Source organism: Bradyrhizobium sp. AZCC 1578, assembly GCF_036924675.1.
Lineage (GTDB): Bacteria > Pseudomonadota > Alphaproteobacteria > Rhizobiales > Xanthobacteraceae > Bradyrhizobium.
On sequence record NZ_JAZHRZ010000001.1, the window covers coordinates 7,274,881 to 7,289,006 of the forward strand.

General features: G+C 59.1%; 17 protein-coding genes. 6 read left to right on the plus strand and 11 right to left on the minus strand.

All coding sequences use genetic code 11. From position 1 onward, the window contains the following. Positions 1-13: 13 nt before the first annotated feature. A complete protein-coding gene (locus tag V1290_RS34645; RefSeq protein ID WP_334368518.1) occupies positions 14-571 on the plus strand; it encodes a sigma-70 family RNA polymerase sigma factor in 558 nt (185 codons plus the stop codon). Continuing rightward, on the plus strand, positions 568-1,209 hold the full coding sequence (locus V1290_RS34650; protein ID WP_334368519.1) for a DUF1109 domain-containing protein: 642 nt from the start codon (positions 568-570) through the stop codon (positions 1,207-1,209). Before V1290_RS34645 ends, V1290_RS34650 begins: the two co-directional genes overlap by 4 nt. A gap of 10 nt (positions 1,210-1,219) precedes the next feature. On the opposite strand, the gene V1290_RS34655 is transcribed toward V1290_RS34650, so the two are convergent. The 3 genes from V1290_RS34655 to V1290_RS34665 all read right to left on the minus strand — a co-directional run bounded on the left by V1290_RS34655 (position 1,220) and on the right by V1290_RS34665 (position 2,574). Next, a complete protein-coding gene (locus tag V1290_RS34655) occupies positions 1,220-1,750 on the minus strand; it encodes a DUF2938 family protein (RefSeq protein WP_334368520.1) in 531 nt (176 codons plus the stop codon). Between the two features lie 109 nt (positions 1,751-1,859). Then, entirely contained in the window at positions 1,860-2,387 is a 528-nt protein-coding gene (locus tag V1290_RS34660) for a hypothetical protein (RefSeq protein ID WP_334368521.1), read from the minus strand. A 64-nt stretch (positions 2,388-2,451) separates the two neighbouring features. Beyond that, a complete protein-coding gene (locus V1290_RS34665) occupies positions 2,452-2,574 on the minus strand; it encodes a hypothetical protein (protein WP_334368522.1) in 123 nt (40 codons plus the stop codon). Between the two features lie 174 nt (positions 2,575-2,748). On the opposite strand from V1290_RS34665, the gene V1290_RS34670 reads away from it, so the two are divergent. Then, positions 2,749-3,879, plus strand: a complete 1,131-nt coding sequence (locus V1290_RS34670) for an alpha/beta fold hydrolase (protein WP_334368523.1) — start codon at positions 2,749-2,751, stop codon at positions 3,877-3,879. A 202-nt stretch (positions 3,880-4,081) separates the two neighbouring features. Then, positions 4,082-4,339, plus strand: coding sequence for a hypothetical protein (locus V1290_RS34675; protein WP_334368525.1), 258 nt, complete (start codon positions 4,082-4,084; stop codon positions 4,337-4,339). 214 nt (positions 4,340-4,553) lie between these two features. On the opposite strand, the gene V1290_RS34680 is transcribed toward V1290_RS34675, so the two are convergent. Further along, positions 4,554-4,853, minus strand: a complete 300-nt coding sequence (locus tag V1290_RS34680; protein ID WP_334369299.1) for a hypothetical protein — start codon at positions 4,851-4,853, stop codon at positions 4,554-4,556. A 33-nt stretch (positions 4,854-4,886) separates the two neighbouring features. Here V1290_RS34680 and V1290_RS34685 point away from each other — a divergent pair, with 33 nt between their 5' ends. After that, positions 4,887-5,603 (plus strand): c-type cytochrome, encoded by a 717-nt coding sequence (locus tag V1290_RS34685; protein ID WP_334368526.1) that lies wholly within the window; start codon positions 4,887-4,889, stop codon positions 5,601-5,603. Positions 5,604-5,659: 56 nt separating this feature from the next. On the opposite strand, the gene V1290_RS34690 is transcribed toward V1290_RS34685, so the two are convergent. Continuing rightward, the gene (locus V1290_RS34690) at positions 5,660-6,289 is read right to left on the minus strand and encodes a cation transporter (RefSeq protein WP_334368527.1); all 630 of its coding nucleotides are present in this window, start codon (positions 6,287-6,289) and stop codon (positions 5,660-5,662) included. Between the two features lie 194 nt (positions 6,290-6,483). Here V1290_RS34690 and V1290_RS34695 point away from each other — a divergent pair, with 194 nt between their 5' ends. Continuing rightward, the gene (locus V1290_RS34695; protein ID WP_334368529.1) at positions 6,484-7,095 is read left to right on the plus strand and encodes a class I SAM-dependent methyltransferase; all 612 of its coding nucleotides are present in this window, start codon (positions 6,484-6,486) and stop codon (positions 7,093-7,095) included. 5 nt (positions 7,096-7,100) lie between these two features. Here V1290_RS34695 and V1290_RS34700 read toward each other — a convergent pair whose 3' ends face one another. The 6 genes from V1290_RS34700 to V1290_RS34725 form a co-directional block, all read right to left on the minus strand. Beyond that, entirely contained in the window at positions 7,101-8,177 is a 1,077-nt protein-coding gene (locus V1290_RS34700) for a methyl-accepting chemotaxis protein (protein WP_334368530.1), read from the minus strand. 153 nt (positions 8,178-8,330) lie between these two features. Then, positions 8,331-9,209 (minus strand): hypothetical protein, encoded by an 879-nt coding sequence (locus tag V1290_RS34705; protein ID WP_334368531.1) that lies wholly within the window; start codon positions 9,207-9,209, stop codon positions 8,331-8,333. Between the two features lie 441 nt (positions 9,210-9,650). Then, complete coding sequence (locus V1290_RS34710; RefSeq protein ID WP_334368532.1) at positions 9,651-10,865, minus strand: SGNH/GDSL hydrolase family protein; 1,215 nt, start codon at positions 10,863-10,865, stop codon at positions 9,651-9,653. Between the two features lie 141 nt (positions 10,866-11,006). After that, positions 11,007-12,836 carry a carbamoyltransferase family protein gene (locus tag V1290_RS34715; RefSeq protein ID WP_334368533.1) on the minus strand — a complete coding sequence of 610 codons (1,830 nt, stop codon included), beginning with the start codon at positions 12,834-12,836 and terminating at the stop codon, positions 11,007-11,009. 8 nt (positions 12,837-12,844) lie between these two features. Continuing rightward, positions 12,845-12,994 (minus strand): DUF5989 family protein, encoded by a 150-nt coding sequence (locus tag V1290_RS34720; protein WP_334369267.1) that lies wholly within the window; start codon positions 12,992-12,994, stop codon positions 12,845-12,847. 2 nt (positions 12,995-12,996) lie between these two features. After that, positions 12,997-13,425, minus strand: a complete 429-nt coding sequence (locus tag V1290_RS34725; RefSeq protein ID WP_334368535.1) for a hypothetical protein — start codon at positions 13,423-13,425, stop codon at positions 12,997-12,999. Positions 13,426-14,126 lie beyond the last annotated feature (701 nt).

The following is a 14,126-nucleotide window of genomic DNA, read 5'->3' on the forward strand; positions in this document are numbered from 1 at the left end:
CGAGATAGCAGGCATGACGACCCTCGAAATCGAACTCAAGGCCCTCATGCTTGCGAGCCTCGAGGGTGACGCGGCGGCACACCGCTCGCTCCTCGATCGGTTGAGCCGTCGCCTACGTGCCTATTACAAGGCCAAGCTCGTCGCCGTTGGAAGAGGGATGGCGCAGGCCGAAGATTTGGTCCAGGAGGCCATATTGGCAATCCACCTCAAGCGGCATACCTATGACCCGCGGGAGCCACTCACGCCTTGGGTGCACGCCATCGCGCGCTACAAACTGATCGATTTTCTGCGTCGGAATCGTGCATCGCTCGCCGAGGTGCCGATCGACGAGGCCGATGAGGTCATGGCACGTGATGACAATTCCGAGATCGAAAGCACGCATGATGTCCGGCGGCTCATGCAGCGGCTGCCAAAGGGCATGCAATGCGCGATCGAGGCCGTAAAACTTGACGGGCTGAGCGTGGCTGAAGCTGCGAATCGATGCGGGCTCTCAGAGCCGGGCGTAAAGGTAAATATTCATCGCGGGCTCAAAATGCTTGCTCGGTTGATTGCCCAGGAAACACGAACATGAAGACGGACGATCTGGTTGCGCTTCTGAGCACGAACCTTGAGCCTGTCGATCGCAAGGCGGTTGTCCGATCGCTTTATGTCGCAATTGCCACGGCGGCGATCGCGGCCCTCGGCATTGCTTTTGCCGGCCTGGGCCTCCGCCCCGACCTGACGACAACCCGCGCGCTGATCTATCTCACCATCAAGCTGGCGTTCGCGGTTGGGGTTGTCGGTCTCGCGATGACCTACTTGGTGCGCCTGGCGCGCCCTGGCAGTGAACGGAGGATGTCGCTTTTCCTTATCGTTATGCCGTTTCTCATCGTTTTGATTCTTGCCGCAGTCAGCCTTGGGTCCGCGCCCCCTGCACATTGGGGAAGGATGATCGTGGGCGATGAATGGCTGGAATGCCTTCTCTCCATTCCGGTCATTGCGATTGTTCCCTTCGCTGTTTCAATTTGGGCCGTGCGAAAAGGCGCTCCCACCAATCTTTCGCGAGCCGGCGCGTTCGCAGGCCTCATCGCAGGAGGCGTCAGCGCAACGGCTTATGCGCTCCATTGTACAGACGATTCGCTACCGTTTATTGCTGTCTGGTACGGCGGGACGATTGTGCTGTGCACCCTGGCTGGCGCGTTGTTGGGGCCGCGCCTTCTACGCTGGTGACCGTCGCAGTTCAGATCGCGTTCGTGATTGACCTCGTGCCCATTAGCCAGGCCGTGGCACCGAGATAGAGCCCGACGCCGAACCACGTATGTACGGAAATATTGAGGATACGAACGGCTGTGGGCTTTGGCATACGCGCCGCCATGAAGCCGAGACCGAGCGCCGGCTGCATGACAAACCAGGGCGCAATGAGAACGACCAATCCGAACGCCACAGCCGAAAGGAGACTTGGTTCCGAGCCGAGGCCCGATCTCAAGATCACAAGATAGAGTGCCGCATAGGCGATCCCGACCGCATAGTGGAATGTCCAGCCGATCGCAAGCTCGCCGCGGACCGCCGGTGTTGCTGTGATCGGGCGATGAACGAATACCCCGCGCGGGAATGCAGCCACCCAGCGTCCAACCAATCCCCAATTTGCCCGTGGGATGCCGACAACGGTCTGCAGCAGGCGAGACCAGAGATCCGCCACCAATGTCGCAATGCTGCCCACCACAATGCTCTCAATTGCCAACTGAGCATAGGAATTCGTTAGACCAATCATTGTCGCCTCCGAGACTACCGTGCATGGTCAACTCTCGTGGTATCTGCCGGACAGTGCGCCGGAGCGCCTCGGGCGAGCCAGTACCCCACGATGAGCAGTTCTGATCACTTTAAGTAGCTTGGCGGCGCTCTCGTGTGATCGCAAACCACAAGAAGGCGAGTCCGAGCAGGACGAACAGGGGCTCAAGGACGAGGTCCATTTGTGTATTCGTAAGGTGATGGAGGCCAAAGATCCAATGGACCCAGACGATATCGAAGCTCAAAACGAAGCCGGTGCCCGCAAGCACGCCCAAAAAGAATGAAGCCGAGGTCGCTCGCTTGGTCCAAAGCAGAAACCCAATAAGCGCGGCGACCGCGACAGTGAGCACTGCCATTTGTCCGGCCGACGTAGTGACCGGATACAACGTGAACGCAAGGACCAGATCGGATTGGGTGTCGTTGAGTTGGCGGAGCCCAGCGGAGGACAAGCAGAGGCTCAAGGACGAGGTCCACCATTTGTGTATTTGTACGGTCAGTCCCGCACCGGCCAGCAGACCAAGGAGGAATGAGCCCGACGAAATTCGCTCGCTCCACAGCGTCCGGATTGCGGTTACCACGACAGCAGCAGTGCGTCGTGCAGCACCGTCAATTGCAAACATGTCGTTCATCCTGCGGCGCACGCGAGCGATTTCTGCGATCCCGAACGTCAGGTAGCCTGACAAATCAGGAGCGCAGATATTTGATCGACGCCGCGATTCCAAGCACAGCGAAGGTGAAAATGGCGAGGTGATAAACCCCCATTGCCAGCAACGCGCCCGAGCCCATCGTGGTCATGTCCATGGTCATGAATTGCCTCCAACATCCTACTGTTCGAAGGGGACGACAATCGAAGGATAGCCAGGATAAAGCGGTCCTTCGTCGATCGCATCGAATCTATCGGGTGGCGGCAAGACCCAGCTTGAAAAGGCGATGAAATTGTTATGAGAATTGAATGAGAGCCATGGGAGATCGATACCGGCGGTGCAGGTCATTCGATTCATTCGGGACGCAAACGGAGCCCGGATCGCCTATGCCACGGTCGGCGAAGGGCCGCTCATCCTCTGCCCCGCGTGGTGGGTCAGTCACGTCGAGCGCGATTGGGAGCATCCGGGATTTCGGCGTTTCTTCAGTCGCCTGGCGGAGGGCTTTCGCGTCGTCCGCTACGACCGACCGGGCACCGGTCTGAGCGATCGCGACGTTCCACCGCGAACGCAAGCGGACGAAGTGCAACTGCTCGCAACACTCGCCGATGAACTCGGCGATAGCCAGTTCTCATTGTTCGCGGTGTCTTGCGCGGGACCGGTTGCGCTCACGTATGCGGCTGCGCACCAGGAACGCGTCCGCCGCTTGTGTTTTTATGGTTCGTATGCGAGGGGGGCCGATATAGCGACGCCCGATCTGCGCGATGCGCTCACTGACCTCGTGAAGGCGCACTGGGGCCTTGGATCGGTCGCGCTTACGGCGCTATTCCTGCCCGGTGCAGCGCCGCAGGATTCGGAAGATTTTTCCCGAAACCAGTGTGACTGGGCGAATGCACCGCAGGCGGCGCAATTACTGCGCCTGAGCTGTGAGATGAATGCCGCAGATGTCCTTTCACGCGTCCGTGCAGAGGCGCTGATCATACATCGGCGCAAGGACCGCGCGATCCCCCTTGAAGCTGGCCAAAAGCTCGCTGCCGAATTACCTCGCGCGCGGCTCATAACACTGGACGGCGACATACACCTGCCATGGATCGATGGCGACGCGATTGCCGACGCGGTCCATTCGTTCCTTGCCGGCGATGAGGTACGCGCGGCTGCCTCAGCACCGTTATCCGGATGCCGACTCGACGAGGCCAATCGTGAGATCGTCCTGGACGGTCAACGTCGCCCAACGACGCGGCTGGAGTACGCTGTGATACTCGCCCTGATCCAGGCAAGTGGACGCGTCATCACCCGAGACGAGATGCTCGCCGAAATCTGGAACACCCCCTTCGCGGGCTCGAACAAGGTGGACGCCGTTGTCGGATCACTGCGGAAGAAGCTCGGCCCCTTCGCAGCTTCCATCGAAACCGTGACGGGCCATGGTTACCGCTTCCGAGGATGGAAGAAGGCGATCAACGACGTGCATTGATCGTGCCTGTTCGGTTGACCTCGGGAGTGGCCAGAGTGCGCAATTATGCTTCGCACCTTCGCGGGCGCAGCATTGAGCCCAAGACTTGTTGCGGCGCTGGCGGTTTTCACGTCGGCGTGAGCCTGTAACCGGCTGGCATTTAGCTCCGAACTCATGGTTAGAGGCGCATATGACGGCGCTTCCACAATCATGGAGCCGGAACATGTCAACCAAACACCTTCTCACGATGTCCCTCTTGTTGCCGCTCGTGGCGATCTCCGCGACTGCGCAGGCAGGATCGACCATTACCGATAGAAGCTATTGGCCGAATGAAGCCAGGAAGAGCACCCCGATCAGGTCTGCCTCGCAAACCGATCCGTATTCTGCATTCGCCTACGATCGGGCAACGTTCCGTCAGGAGCCCACGACCGCCGGCGGCGCATCGGGATTCCGCTACCAGGGTGGTCCGAAGGGTCGTTGATACTCACGGGCGCTATACCGCCGCATGAAGGGCGCCGGCTGAGATGCGTTGGCGCGATCTGAAGCAAGAGGGTTGCGGTAAATCGTCTACTCCCGCAACCCGTCACATTCCCTTTCATCGCAGCAAGAGGCGTTCCAATGACCTTAAGTCGGGACAACGGCACACCTATGGGCGGGACCTCACTAATCACCACTTTGGGCAGTTATTTCACTCGCTATTGGATAGCGCTGTATCTTGTCTTTGCAACGGCGGTTTCCTTGAGCGTCGCCTGGAACTGGAATTGGCTGACAGGCGCCGAGATATTTCGCATCATGGCGTCTCTGCCGTGCACCTTCATGATGCTCATGTGCATGAAGCGAGCGGCTTGCAGATAACCCTCCAACAGTTGGACTCGGCGAGATGTTTGAGGTGAGCCAATGATGGACAATATGATGCCTGGAATGATGTGGGGCATGGGGTTCGTCTGGTTGTTGGTCGTGATCGTCTTGATCCTGGCGGCCGCGGCACTGATCAAGTACCTTCGCACGGGGAGCAAGGACGGTCGGCAATGAACAAACTCATTGTCATCGGGCTCTCGACGATTGCACTTTCGTCTCCCTCGTTGGCCCAGCACGGCGACGCCGCGCGGGGTCAGCAGAATTTCCGCATGTGCGCACCATGCCATTCGCTTGAGCCGGATCAAAACATGACAGGACCGAGTCTTGCCGGTTTGTGGGGACGGAAGGCCGGAGCGTTACCGAGCTTCGAACGCTACTCCGACGCGCTCAAATCGTCAGGCATCATCTGGGATGACCGTTCGCTGGACGCCTGGTTGGCCGATCCCAATGGTATGGTGCCGGACAACGAAATGCCATTCAACGGCATCAAGGACCCGCAGCACCGTGCAGACCTGCTCGCCTTTCTGAGGGAAGCAACCAAACCGGGAGCCGCGCCGGAGCGGTACGCTCAAGGGCAAATGGGAGGCATGGGCGGAATGATGGGTGGGATGATGGGCGGCGGCCGCGTTCCCAATTTGAAAAGTTTGGCGTCGAACATGCAGGTGAAGGCAATCACCTATTGTCGCGACACCTATCGGGTGACCACGGCTGATGGCAAGACCCGCGCCTTTTGGGAGCGCAATCTGCGCCTGAAAACTGATTCCGGCAAAGATGGTCCGCAAGGTGGCGCACCAGCCCTTGTGCCTGCGGGAATGATGGGTGACCGGGCAGACGTGATTTTTGCCGCACCCGAAGAGATCAGCGGGATGATCGAGGCTCGATGCTGAGAGGTCTGGTATTGGCGGCTGGCGGCCTCCACATCTCACCAATGGCGTAAATCGATTTATGCCGGCACGGCCTTCAATTCACCAGCGGATTGGCGCACCACCACGAATGCGCCTTGAAGCGCAAGTCCGGCCATGCAGGAAGCGACAAGCACGTCCGGCCAACCGGTACCGGTGCCAAACACGCCGAGTGCAGCCAGCAGCACCGCGAGATTGCCTAGAACGTCGTTACGCGTACAAATCCAGGCCGAGCGCATGTTGGCGTCGCCGTTGCGATAGGCCCATAAGAGTCCGAATGACGCAACATTGGCGGCAAGGGCCATGACGCCGACCGCACCCATGGTGAATGCACTCGGCAGCGTCCCCTGTGCGGCGTGCCAGATGGCGATGGCAATTACCCAGAGGCCGAAGGCTCCCATGGTGGCGCCCTTGGCAAGCGCCGCTGACGCGCGATAGCGCAGTGCCATCCCAACCACAAAGAGGCTGATCGCATAGTTTCCCGCGTCGCCGAGAAAATCGAGCGCGTCGGCTTGGAGCGAAGCCGATCCCGCCGCCAAGCCTGCGCCGATCTCGGTGAGGAACATGGCGGCATTGATGCCAAGGACCACCCAAAGAACCCGGCGATAAGCCGGATTACCGCGGTTCCGGTCCAAGTTCAGGGGCGGAGGTGTACAACAAGCATCGGCCATCCACGGAAGGTAGTACGCAAGTTCGTGTTACACAATTGCGCCACCAGGAGAGCGACAGTCGGCCCTGGAGCAGTGCGAGAGTTGCGTTGCATATTCATTGGCCAATCACGATCCTGACAAGCTCCGTGAAATCCATCATCGGGGTTACGCGCCGGCCTGATGGGACTCGCGAGCAGAACTGATGGAGACGAGTTATGGGCTTCTACAACGACGTCATCCTGCCGCGGATTTGCGACCTTGCGATGCGCAACAAGCAGCTTCGGCCGTATCGCGAGCGGGTGATCGGCGCGGCCGAAGGTCGCGTGCTCGAGATCGGGATCGGTTCGGGCCGCAACTTGCCGTTCTATCGGCCGCCGGTGAGGGAGCTCTTGGCGCTCGAGCCGGCCCCGAAGCTCATCGCAATGGCCCGCGATGCTCTGCATCCGGGTACGCCGGTCAACTTCATCGAGGCTTCGGCGGAAGCCATTCCGCTCGATGACCGCAGCGTCGATACGGTGGTGACGACCTGGACCTTGTGCAGCATTCCGGATGCCGCCATGGCGCTCACCGAAATGCGACGCGTGCTTCGCCCTGGCGGCAAGCTCTTGTTCGTGGAACACGGCATGGCGCCGGACAAGAATGTGAGGCGATGGCAGGACTGGCTGACGCCGGCCTGGAAATGCATCAGCGGCGGTTGTCACCTCAATCGACCGATCAGCACGATGATCGAAGCGGCAGGCTTCAGGATTGATCGGGTGGAGACCGGCTATATGCCAGGACCGAAGGCGATGACCTTCATGTATGAAGGCAGCGCCCGGCCGAACTAGCCAGGCTATGCCGCGCGCACCTGACCAAGAAACGCGTCGACCTGCTCGCGCAATTGCTGCGACTGCCGCGACAGATTGCCGGCGGCGGTCTCGACCTGGCTTGCCGCTGCGCCAGTGGCTGCCGCGCCCTCGGTGACGCCGCCGACATTGGCGGACACTTCCTGGGTGCCGGCCGCAGCCTGTTGCACATTGCGCGCGATCTCCTGGGTTGCCGCGCCCTGTTGCTCGATCGCAGAGGCGATGGTTGTTGCGATCTCGCTGATTTCGCCGATGGTCTTGCCGATCGCCTCGATCGAGACGACGGATTTCTGCGTGGCTCCCTGGATCGCCGATATCTGGGAGGCGATCTCCTCGGTGGCTTTTGACGTCTGCTCGGCGAGGCTCTTGACCTCGGCCGCGACGACGGCAAAGCCCCTGCCGCTGTCGCCGGCACGCGCCGCTTCGATGGTGGCATTGAGCGCCAGCAGATTGGTCTGCGAGGCGATGTTGTTGATCAGCTTGACGATGTCGCCGATCCGCTGCGCCATCGCCGCGAGGCCCTGAATTTCGGCGTTGGTTCCCTGCGCTTCCTGCACGGCCTTTGCCGCGATCGCCGCCGACTGGCTGACCTGCCGGCTGATCTCGGTGACGGACGCGGACAGCTCTTCCGTGGCGGTGGCCACCGTCTGGACGTTGCTCGACGTTTCCTGCGCACCCGATGCCACGGCCGAGGCCTTGTTGGTATTTTCGGTTGCGACCGCTGCCATCCTTTCGGCGGTGGCGCGCATTTCGACGATCGATGTCGCGACGGCATCGAGCACGCGGCTGGCGCTCTGGTCGAAGCCTGAAGTCAGCGTCTCCATCACCTGTTGACGTTGCTCTTTCTTCTGTTGTTCCGCTCGCTGCTCGGCAGCCAGTGCGTTCGCCCTGACGGCATTGTCGCGGAAGACCGCGACCGACCGCGCCATCTCGCCAACCTCATCAGCCCGCGCCAGCGCAGGAATGTCGATCGACAGATCGCCGCCGGCAAGGCGCTGCATGGCGGCCGTCATGGCGGTCAGGGGGCGGATCACGCGCCGGGACAGCACCCAGATCGACCCCATGCCGACAACGATACCGAGCAGCGTGACGAGGGCGACGAGAATGAGTTGGGCTCTTGCCGCCGCAGCCTTGGTCGCCGCGTGGACATTGGTGACTTCGACCGCGGCATCCTTGATCCGGACGATGGATTCCAGCGCAGGGTTCGACGCGTCGTATCATTGCTGGACCGTCATCGGATAACCGGCGCCCGCGATGCCTGCCTTGTAGATCGTATCGGTTTGAGCCTTGAAATTGCCGAGGAAGTTTTGCTCGGCGGCGGCAACGGCAGAGACAAGCGGCGACGCCGCACCGGCGGTTAGATCGCGTATCGTCTGCCAGTTCGACTGCACCTGCCCACGCCAACTGGCGATGTCACGCTGCTGCTCGGTCGATAGCGCGCGGCCGGCCGAGATATTGCCGGCGTGAACGGCGCGTTCGCGGCCGGCATATTCGCGCATCAGGAAAGCGCTCTGCTTGACCATCGTAAGCTCGCCGACGATGGCGTCTTCCCTGCTGATTTCGCGCGAGGCAATGGTCCAGAGCGATTGAATCCGGGTCAGGAGGTCGGAGACGGCCGGGTACCAGGATTTGAGCAGTTCGGCATCGCGCTGCTCCTTCGGAATTTGAAGGGCGGAATCGGCGCTGCGGCGGAGCTGCCTGACGTGTTCATAGGCCTGCTCGACGTCGGCAATCAGCTTCTTGCCTTCCGGCGTCGCGGTGGCGGCAATCTGCCGGAGCGCCGGGGCCAGCACGGCATCGCCCTGCGAACGGCGCTTCTGGATCACTTCGCCGGTCTGAGCATTTGCTGGAGCAGGCGCCTGCAGGGCCGTATTGGTCTGACCGCGTTCAAGCTGAATGTTCTCCAGTCCCTTGAGCAGGTGATCGGCGTTTGCATTCACCTCGGCAACGCGGACGGCGGCCGTGTAGCTGCGCCAGGCATCTGCGCCGGTAATGGCGCAGGAGATCAGGACCAGTATCGCGAGCACCCCGACGATCACGGCAAGGGTGGTCTTGACAGTGAGCGTGCCCGAAAGGGCCTCGCGCTTCGAATGCATGGGGATACCTTCCGGCTGGCGGCCCCTTGATGACGGCCTCTTTCGTTACTACCAGCCGGCCGTTACCAAGCCGCTAATTGGAGCGCCGGGTTGTAGCGCCAAAGTGCTGTCTTGAAAGTGCTTTCGACATTTTCTGATGTTCGTTCGGACGAGCCACGTCCTTCAAGTTGCAGGCGCGGACGGGGGGCGAGGCGTGCCGCGACGACGAAGCTACGACGATCGATCCGGCGCGTCCGACGAAATCAGAAGATTCGCGTTAGCCGGTCACGGGGCGAACATCGGTCTACGTGGAATTACATGGACGCATTGTTTATCGGGGTGAAATTGCCAGCGGCACGATTAGCACCGACATGAGTTGCTCGGACGAAGGCTGGTTTCGGATGATCCTGGCACCGACGTAAGGGCGCAACGCCGTTGCCTACCAGAACCGGCCCCGGCCGCTCAATGAATTCTCTTCTTGAGGTCTGCCGCAAGAGTTGAAGCGAAAATGTAGAGTGAGGCTGGGCTAAAATGCATACTGTCGTATGCTTCAGGCTGACTGAAATCCATTCTCCTTCCTGGGAACTCCTGCTTCACCTGATTGATGGTCGCTTCGGTTAGAGGCTCTGGAAACAGAACATTCATCTCGACAATTGGAATGCCCATAATCCGAGGCGAAGCCTTGATCCGGTCGATCGAGTCCAAGACATATTTGCTGATGAAAGAGTCCGCCTCCGCGCCTGTTTTAAAAATCTTCTGTGTAACCAAAATAAAGGTAATGCCCCTGGCCTCTGCGTAGGCTTTCATCGTCAAGATATTGTCAATTACCGCGTCAACTGTACCTTCGTAGCTATTCTTGTCGATCCAAATTCCCAACTCATCAGGAGTCGGCTTTACAAAAACGATTTCATTGATGGAAGCAGCGGATAAAAATGCCTCCATGCGCTTATTGAAGAGAAGAGTTTGAACAAGACGAACCGTAAAGGGCCAAGCAAATATCTCTCGAGAATCGGGCTGTTTAAAATTTGGAGCTTTAAATTCTCGGCTAACTGCAGTTCGAAAATGAGTATAGTCGCGCTTGAATTTTGGCCAGCGAGCCGCATGCCAGATGTCGTTCACTGGCAGATATGCCACAATCATATCCGCGTCATAAGCCGACCCACTTGTAACTAGGTCAGCTACGTTTTCTTGTGAAGTATATCCTCCGGTTGCAGCGCTAATCGCGTGAATATCTCGACCGAGTGTGCGGCTAAGAAGCTCCGCCGTCAAAAACGGCCAGGGCTGAAAAGTTGTCGAGCCGCCCAAGAAGAGAATACGATATTCGCCTTGCCCCTTCTTTCTACGCGATATGTCGCGGTCAATGGGCAACACGCCGTGCCCAAATTCGTTAAACGAAATCCCCTGATCAAATAAGGCGTAGTCGTAAGAATTACCCGCCAATACATATGGTGGCATTCCCTTGCCCCAATAGCCTTCCGCCGGCCAATACATATAGCTCTTATAAGGATGCGCGAGTTGACCGCCACTTGCGGCTCCGGATGGAAGTCCCATGTTCAGCTTAAGTGGCGTTACCGAAAACGCCAACGTGAGAAACGATAATGCTTCCAATAGACACAACAGCATTAATCCGAGGATCGCCGAAAATACGAGTTCTTTTCTCTCGTATCTATCCTTCATTGTTTCGATTCCTAAATTTATGGCGGCGGGAGAGGAGATCGGATCAACGCTTCTCCACCTAAGCCGTAGTTTTTGGCGACCCTAGGCGAGTATTGCCCCGAAGATGGTGGTAGCAGGCCCGCACCTCCGGGGCGCGCGCCGCTAGTCCAGCTCAAACGCAGAGCTGCATTCCTGCTTTAGCGCCGCGTCCTGCTCGGATTTCCAGAGCACGCAGTTGCCGACGACCAGCAGATCGAGTTCGTTGCCCATGAAGCAGCGGAATGCATCTTCCGGCGTGCACACGATCGGCTCGCCGCGAACGTTGAAGGAGGTATTCACCAGAACCGGGCAGCCGGTCAGTGCCTTGAACCGGCTGAGCAGTTGGTGGAACAGCGGGTTGGTCTCGCGGTGGACGGTCTGGATGCGCGCGGAATAGTCGACATGCGTCACGGCCGGGATTTCCGAACGCGCCACATTGAGCTTATCGATTCCAAACAAGGCCTGTTCGTTGGGGCTCATCTGGCGATGCTTGTCCTGTCTGACGTCGGCAACGATCAGCATATACGGGCTGTCGGAACCAAGATCGAACCAGTTGGAGACGTCTTCGCGCAGCACCGCCGGCGCGAACGGTCGAAAACTCTCGCGGAATTTGACCTTGAGGTTGAGGTTCTTTTGCATGCCGGGCGAACGTGGATCGCCTAGGATTGAACGTGCGCCGAGTGAGCGCGGGCCGAATTCCATGCGGCCCTGAAACCAGCCGACGGCCTTCTCATTGGCCAGCGCGTGTGCCGTGGCGTCGATCATCGCAGCCTCATCAAACACGGCGAACCTTGCCCCCGCTGCAGCCAGTCTCCGTTCGATCTCGGCTTGAGCGAAGCTGGGCCCCAAATACGAGCCGGACATTCCGTCGGCGCCATTAGGCTTTCGCGGCTGGCCCTTGAAGGTGTGATAGGCCGTAAGGGCAGCCCCCACAGCGCCGCCGGCATCGCCCGCCGCCGGTTGAATCCAGATGTTGTCAAAGCTGCCGTCCCGCAACACCTTGCCGTTGGCGACGCAATTGAGCGCCACCCCGCCGGCGAGGCACAGGTTTCGCGAACCGGTTTGCTTGGCGAGGCTGCGCGTCAGCCGCAGCACAGCCTCGTCCAGCACCGACTGGATCGAGGCCGCGACATCCATATGAAACTGCGTCAGCAACTGATCCGGGCTTCGCACCGACTGGCCGAACAATTCGGCAAAACGATCGTTGGTCATTGTGAAGCCGGTGCAGTAGTCGAAGTAAGACATGTCGAGCCGGAACGAGCCGTCCGGCTTCAGATCGATCAAATGGTCGAGAATGAGTTTGGCGTATTTCGGTTCCCCGTAAGGCGCGAGCCCCATCACTTTGTATTCGCCGGAGTTGACCTTGAAGCCGGTGTAATAGGTGGCCGCCGAATAGAGCAAGCCGAGCGAATGCGGAAAATGGATCTCCTGGAAGATTTCCAGGCGATTGCCGTCGCCCATCGCCGCCGAGGTCGTCGCCCACTCGCCGACGCCGTCCATAGTCAGCACCGCCGCGCTCTCGAACGGCGAGGGGTAGAAGGCGGACGCGGCGTGGCTCAAATGATGCTCGCAAAACAACAGCCGGCCGGTGCTGAAATCCTCCGCAAAGCTTTTCAGCTCATCGCGCAAGAGGCTCTTCTGGAACAGCTTTTCGCGCAGCCATAGCGGGATCGACATCTTGAACGAGCCGAAGCCGCGCGGCGCCAGCGCGATATAGGTTTCCAATAGCCGCTCGAATTTGAGAAACGGCTTATCATAGAACACGACATGGTCGAGACCATCGGCGGTGATGCCCGCTTCCGCAAGGCAATAGGTGATGGCGTTGTGCGGAAACGCGGCGTCATGCTTTTTTCGGGTAAAACGCTCCTCCTGCGCCGCGGCGACGATTCGGCCGTCCTCGATCAGCGCCGCGGCGCTGTCATGATAGAACGCAGAAATACCGAGAATGCGCATCGCGTCGTCTAGAACAACGTGTAGATGAACGGCGCGATAGCGGAGCCCTTTGTCAGCACCACGAGCCCCCCGAACATCACCATCATTATCATGATTGGCAACAGCCAGAATTTCTTGCGAACGCGCACGAAGCGCCACAATTCGGCGATAAAATCCAACATTAAAACTGATCTTTCATGGTTTCGGGCGCCGGTCCGGGGGGATGACGCACGATCCAGTAGCTATCCGCGGCGGGTTCACGTTTCAGCCGCAGCAGATCACGGCCCCGCATCCGCATCACGAGGCCAGTGGGGAAAATCGTCCCATAAAACAGAAGGCCCATAACGATCGGATTAACGATGCGGTGCAGCAGCAGTCCGAATTTCATCCACAGACGATTGAGCAAATGAAGCGCCGACGGCCTTACGATTGCCGCCGTAAGAAACAGGGCTGCCGCCGCTAACGTCCACGGCCACAAGCGACCGAGGTGCCAGTAATTCAACAGGCTGAGAATCGCGAGCGCCCCGGACATGACAAGGCCAAATGCGCGGTCGGAACCAGGCACCGAGGCCTCTTCCCGGATGAAACTTTCGTGGGACGCCTGCTGCATTGCAATAGTTACATGCCTTGTCGATATCGAGCGTTTTTGAGTCGCCGTGTCCTTTATCCCGTCGCAGGAGCAACCGCAACGGCATGACCTCCAGGTACTCACAGGTGCTTTCGCTTGTCGTCAACGGCGCGTGATTCCATGGTGTTCACGGCGTCCGCCGAAATAATCCCTATTGGAAATAATCCCTATTGCAAGAATATCTCTCGGATCAGCCGCGCAAACTGACATGGGTCCGCGATAAACGCGAAATCGGCTATAATTACAACGCTATAATTACAAAAAGAGCTTACAGTGGTCGGACAGGCCATGAGGCGCGCGGAGGAATGGCGAGCACAATATTCAGCGGTGCTGATACCTTGAGATAGATCTAAACCGTCTTGACGAACCGTCTGGCCCACAGCGGAGGGCCTGCCTCGCGCTCTGCTGATTCGCCGCGCGGAAGGCGACTGGGAAGTAGTTGCCACGATCCTGTCCCAGGCGGCTGCTGTTCTCCAAAGTGGCCAGTTGGTGCGCGGGCAAGCGAACCGATGACCCAAAGAGTCACTCTTGGTGGCGAACTCCCACCCCAAACTTGTGACGCCTTTCACTATTGCCCCAAAAAAGATCAGATAAGCTTGATCGGTCCGAGCAACTGCGTCGGGCGTACGTGACCTTTTGAATTTTTTCCGATCATATTTGACATACTCCCTTCTACAGGAGGA

Bases quoted from the DNA above. Each gene is read 5' to 3' on its own strand.
- V1290_RS34690 (WP_334368527.1), bottom strand. From the start codon at position 6,289: ATGGCCGATGCTTGTTGTACACCTCCGCCCCTGAACTTGGACCGGAAC.
- V1290_RS34665 (WP_334368522.1), bottom strand. From the start codon at position 2,574: ATGACCATGGACATGACCACGATGGGCTCGGGCGCGTTGCTGGCAATG.
- V1290_RS34710 (WP_334368532.1), bottom strand. From the start codon at position 10,865: ATGAAGGATAGATACGAGAGAAAAGAACTCGTATTTTCGGCGATCCTC.
- V1290_RS34715 (WP_334368533.1), bottom strand. From the start codon at position 12,836: ATGCGCATTCTCGGTATTTCTGCGTTCTATCATGACAGCGCCGCGGCG.
- V1290_RS34700 (WP_334368530.1), bottom strand. From the start codon at position 8,177: ATGGGGTCGATCTGGGTGCTGTCCCGGCGCGTGATCCGCCCCCTGACC.
- V1290_RS34650 (WP_334368519.1), top strand. From the start codon at position 568: ATGAAGACGGACGATCTGGTTGCGCTTCTGAGCACGAACCTTGAGCCT.
- V1290_RS34705 (WP_334368531.1), bottom strand. From the start codon at position 9,209: ATGCATTCGAAGCGCGAGGCCCTTTCGGGCACGCTCACTGTCAAGACC.
- V1290_RS34645 (WP_334368518.1), top strand. From the start codon at position 14: ATGACGACCCTCGAAATCGAACTCAAGGCCCTCATGCTTGCGAGCCTC.
- V1290_RS34660 (WP_334368521.1), bottom strand. From the start codon at position 2,387: ATGTTTGCAATTGACGGTGCTGCACGACGCACTGCTGCTGTCGTGGTA.
- V1290_RS34675 (WP_334368525.1), top strand. From the start codon at position 4,082: ATGTCAACCAAACACCTTCTCACGATGTCCCTCTTGTTGCCGCTCGTG.
- V1290_RS34685 (WP_334368526.1), top strand. From the start codon at position 4,887: ATGAACAAACTCATTGTCATCGGGCTCTCGACGATTGCACTTTCGTCT.
- V1290_RS34725 (WP_334368535.1), bottom strand. From the start codon at position 13,425: ATGCAGCAGGCGTCCCACGAAAGTTTCATCCGGGAAGAGGCCTCGGTG.
- V1290_RS34695 (WP_334368529.1), top strand. From the start codon at position 6,484: ATGGGCTTCTACAACGACGTCATCCTGCCGCGGATTTGCGACCTTGCG.
- V1290_RS34655 (WP_334368520.1), bottom strand. From the start codon at position 1,750: ATGATTGGTCTAACGAATTCCTATGCTCAGTTGGCAATTGAGAGCATT.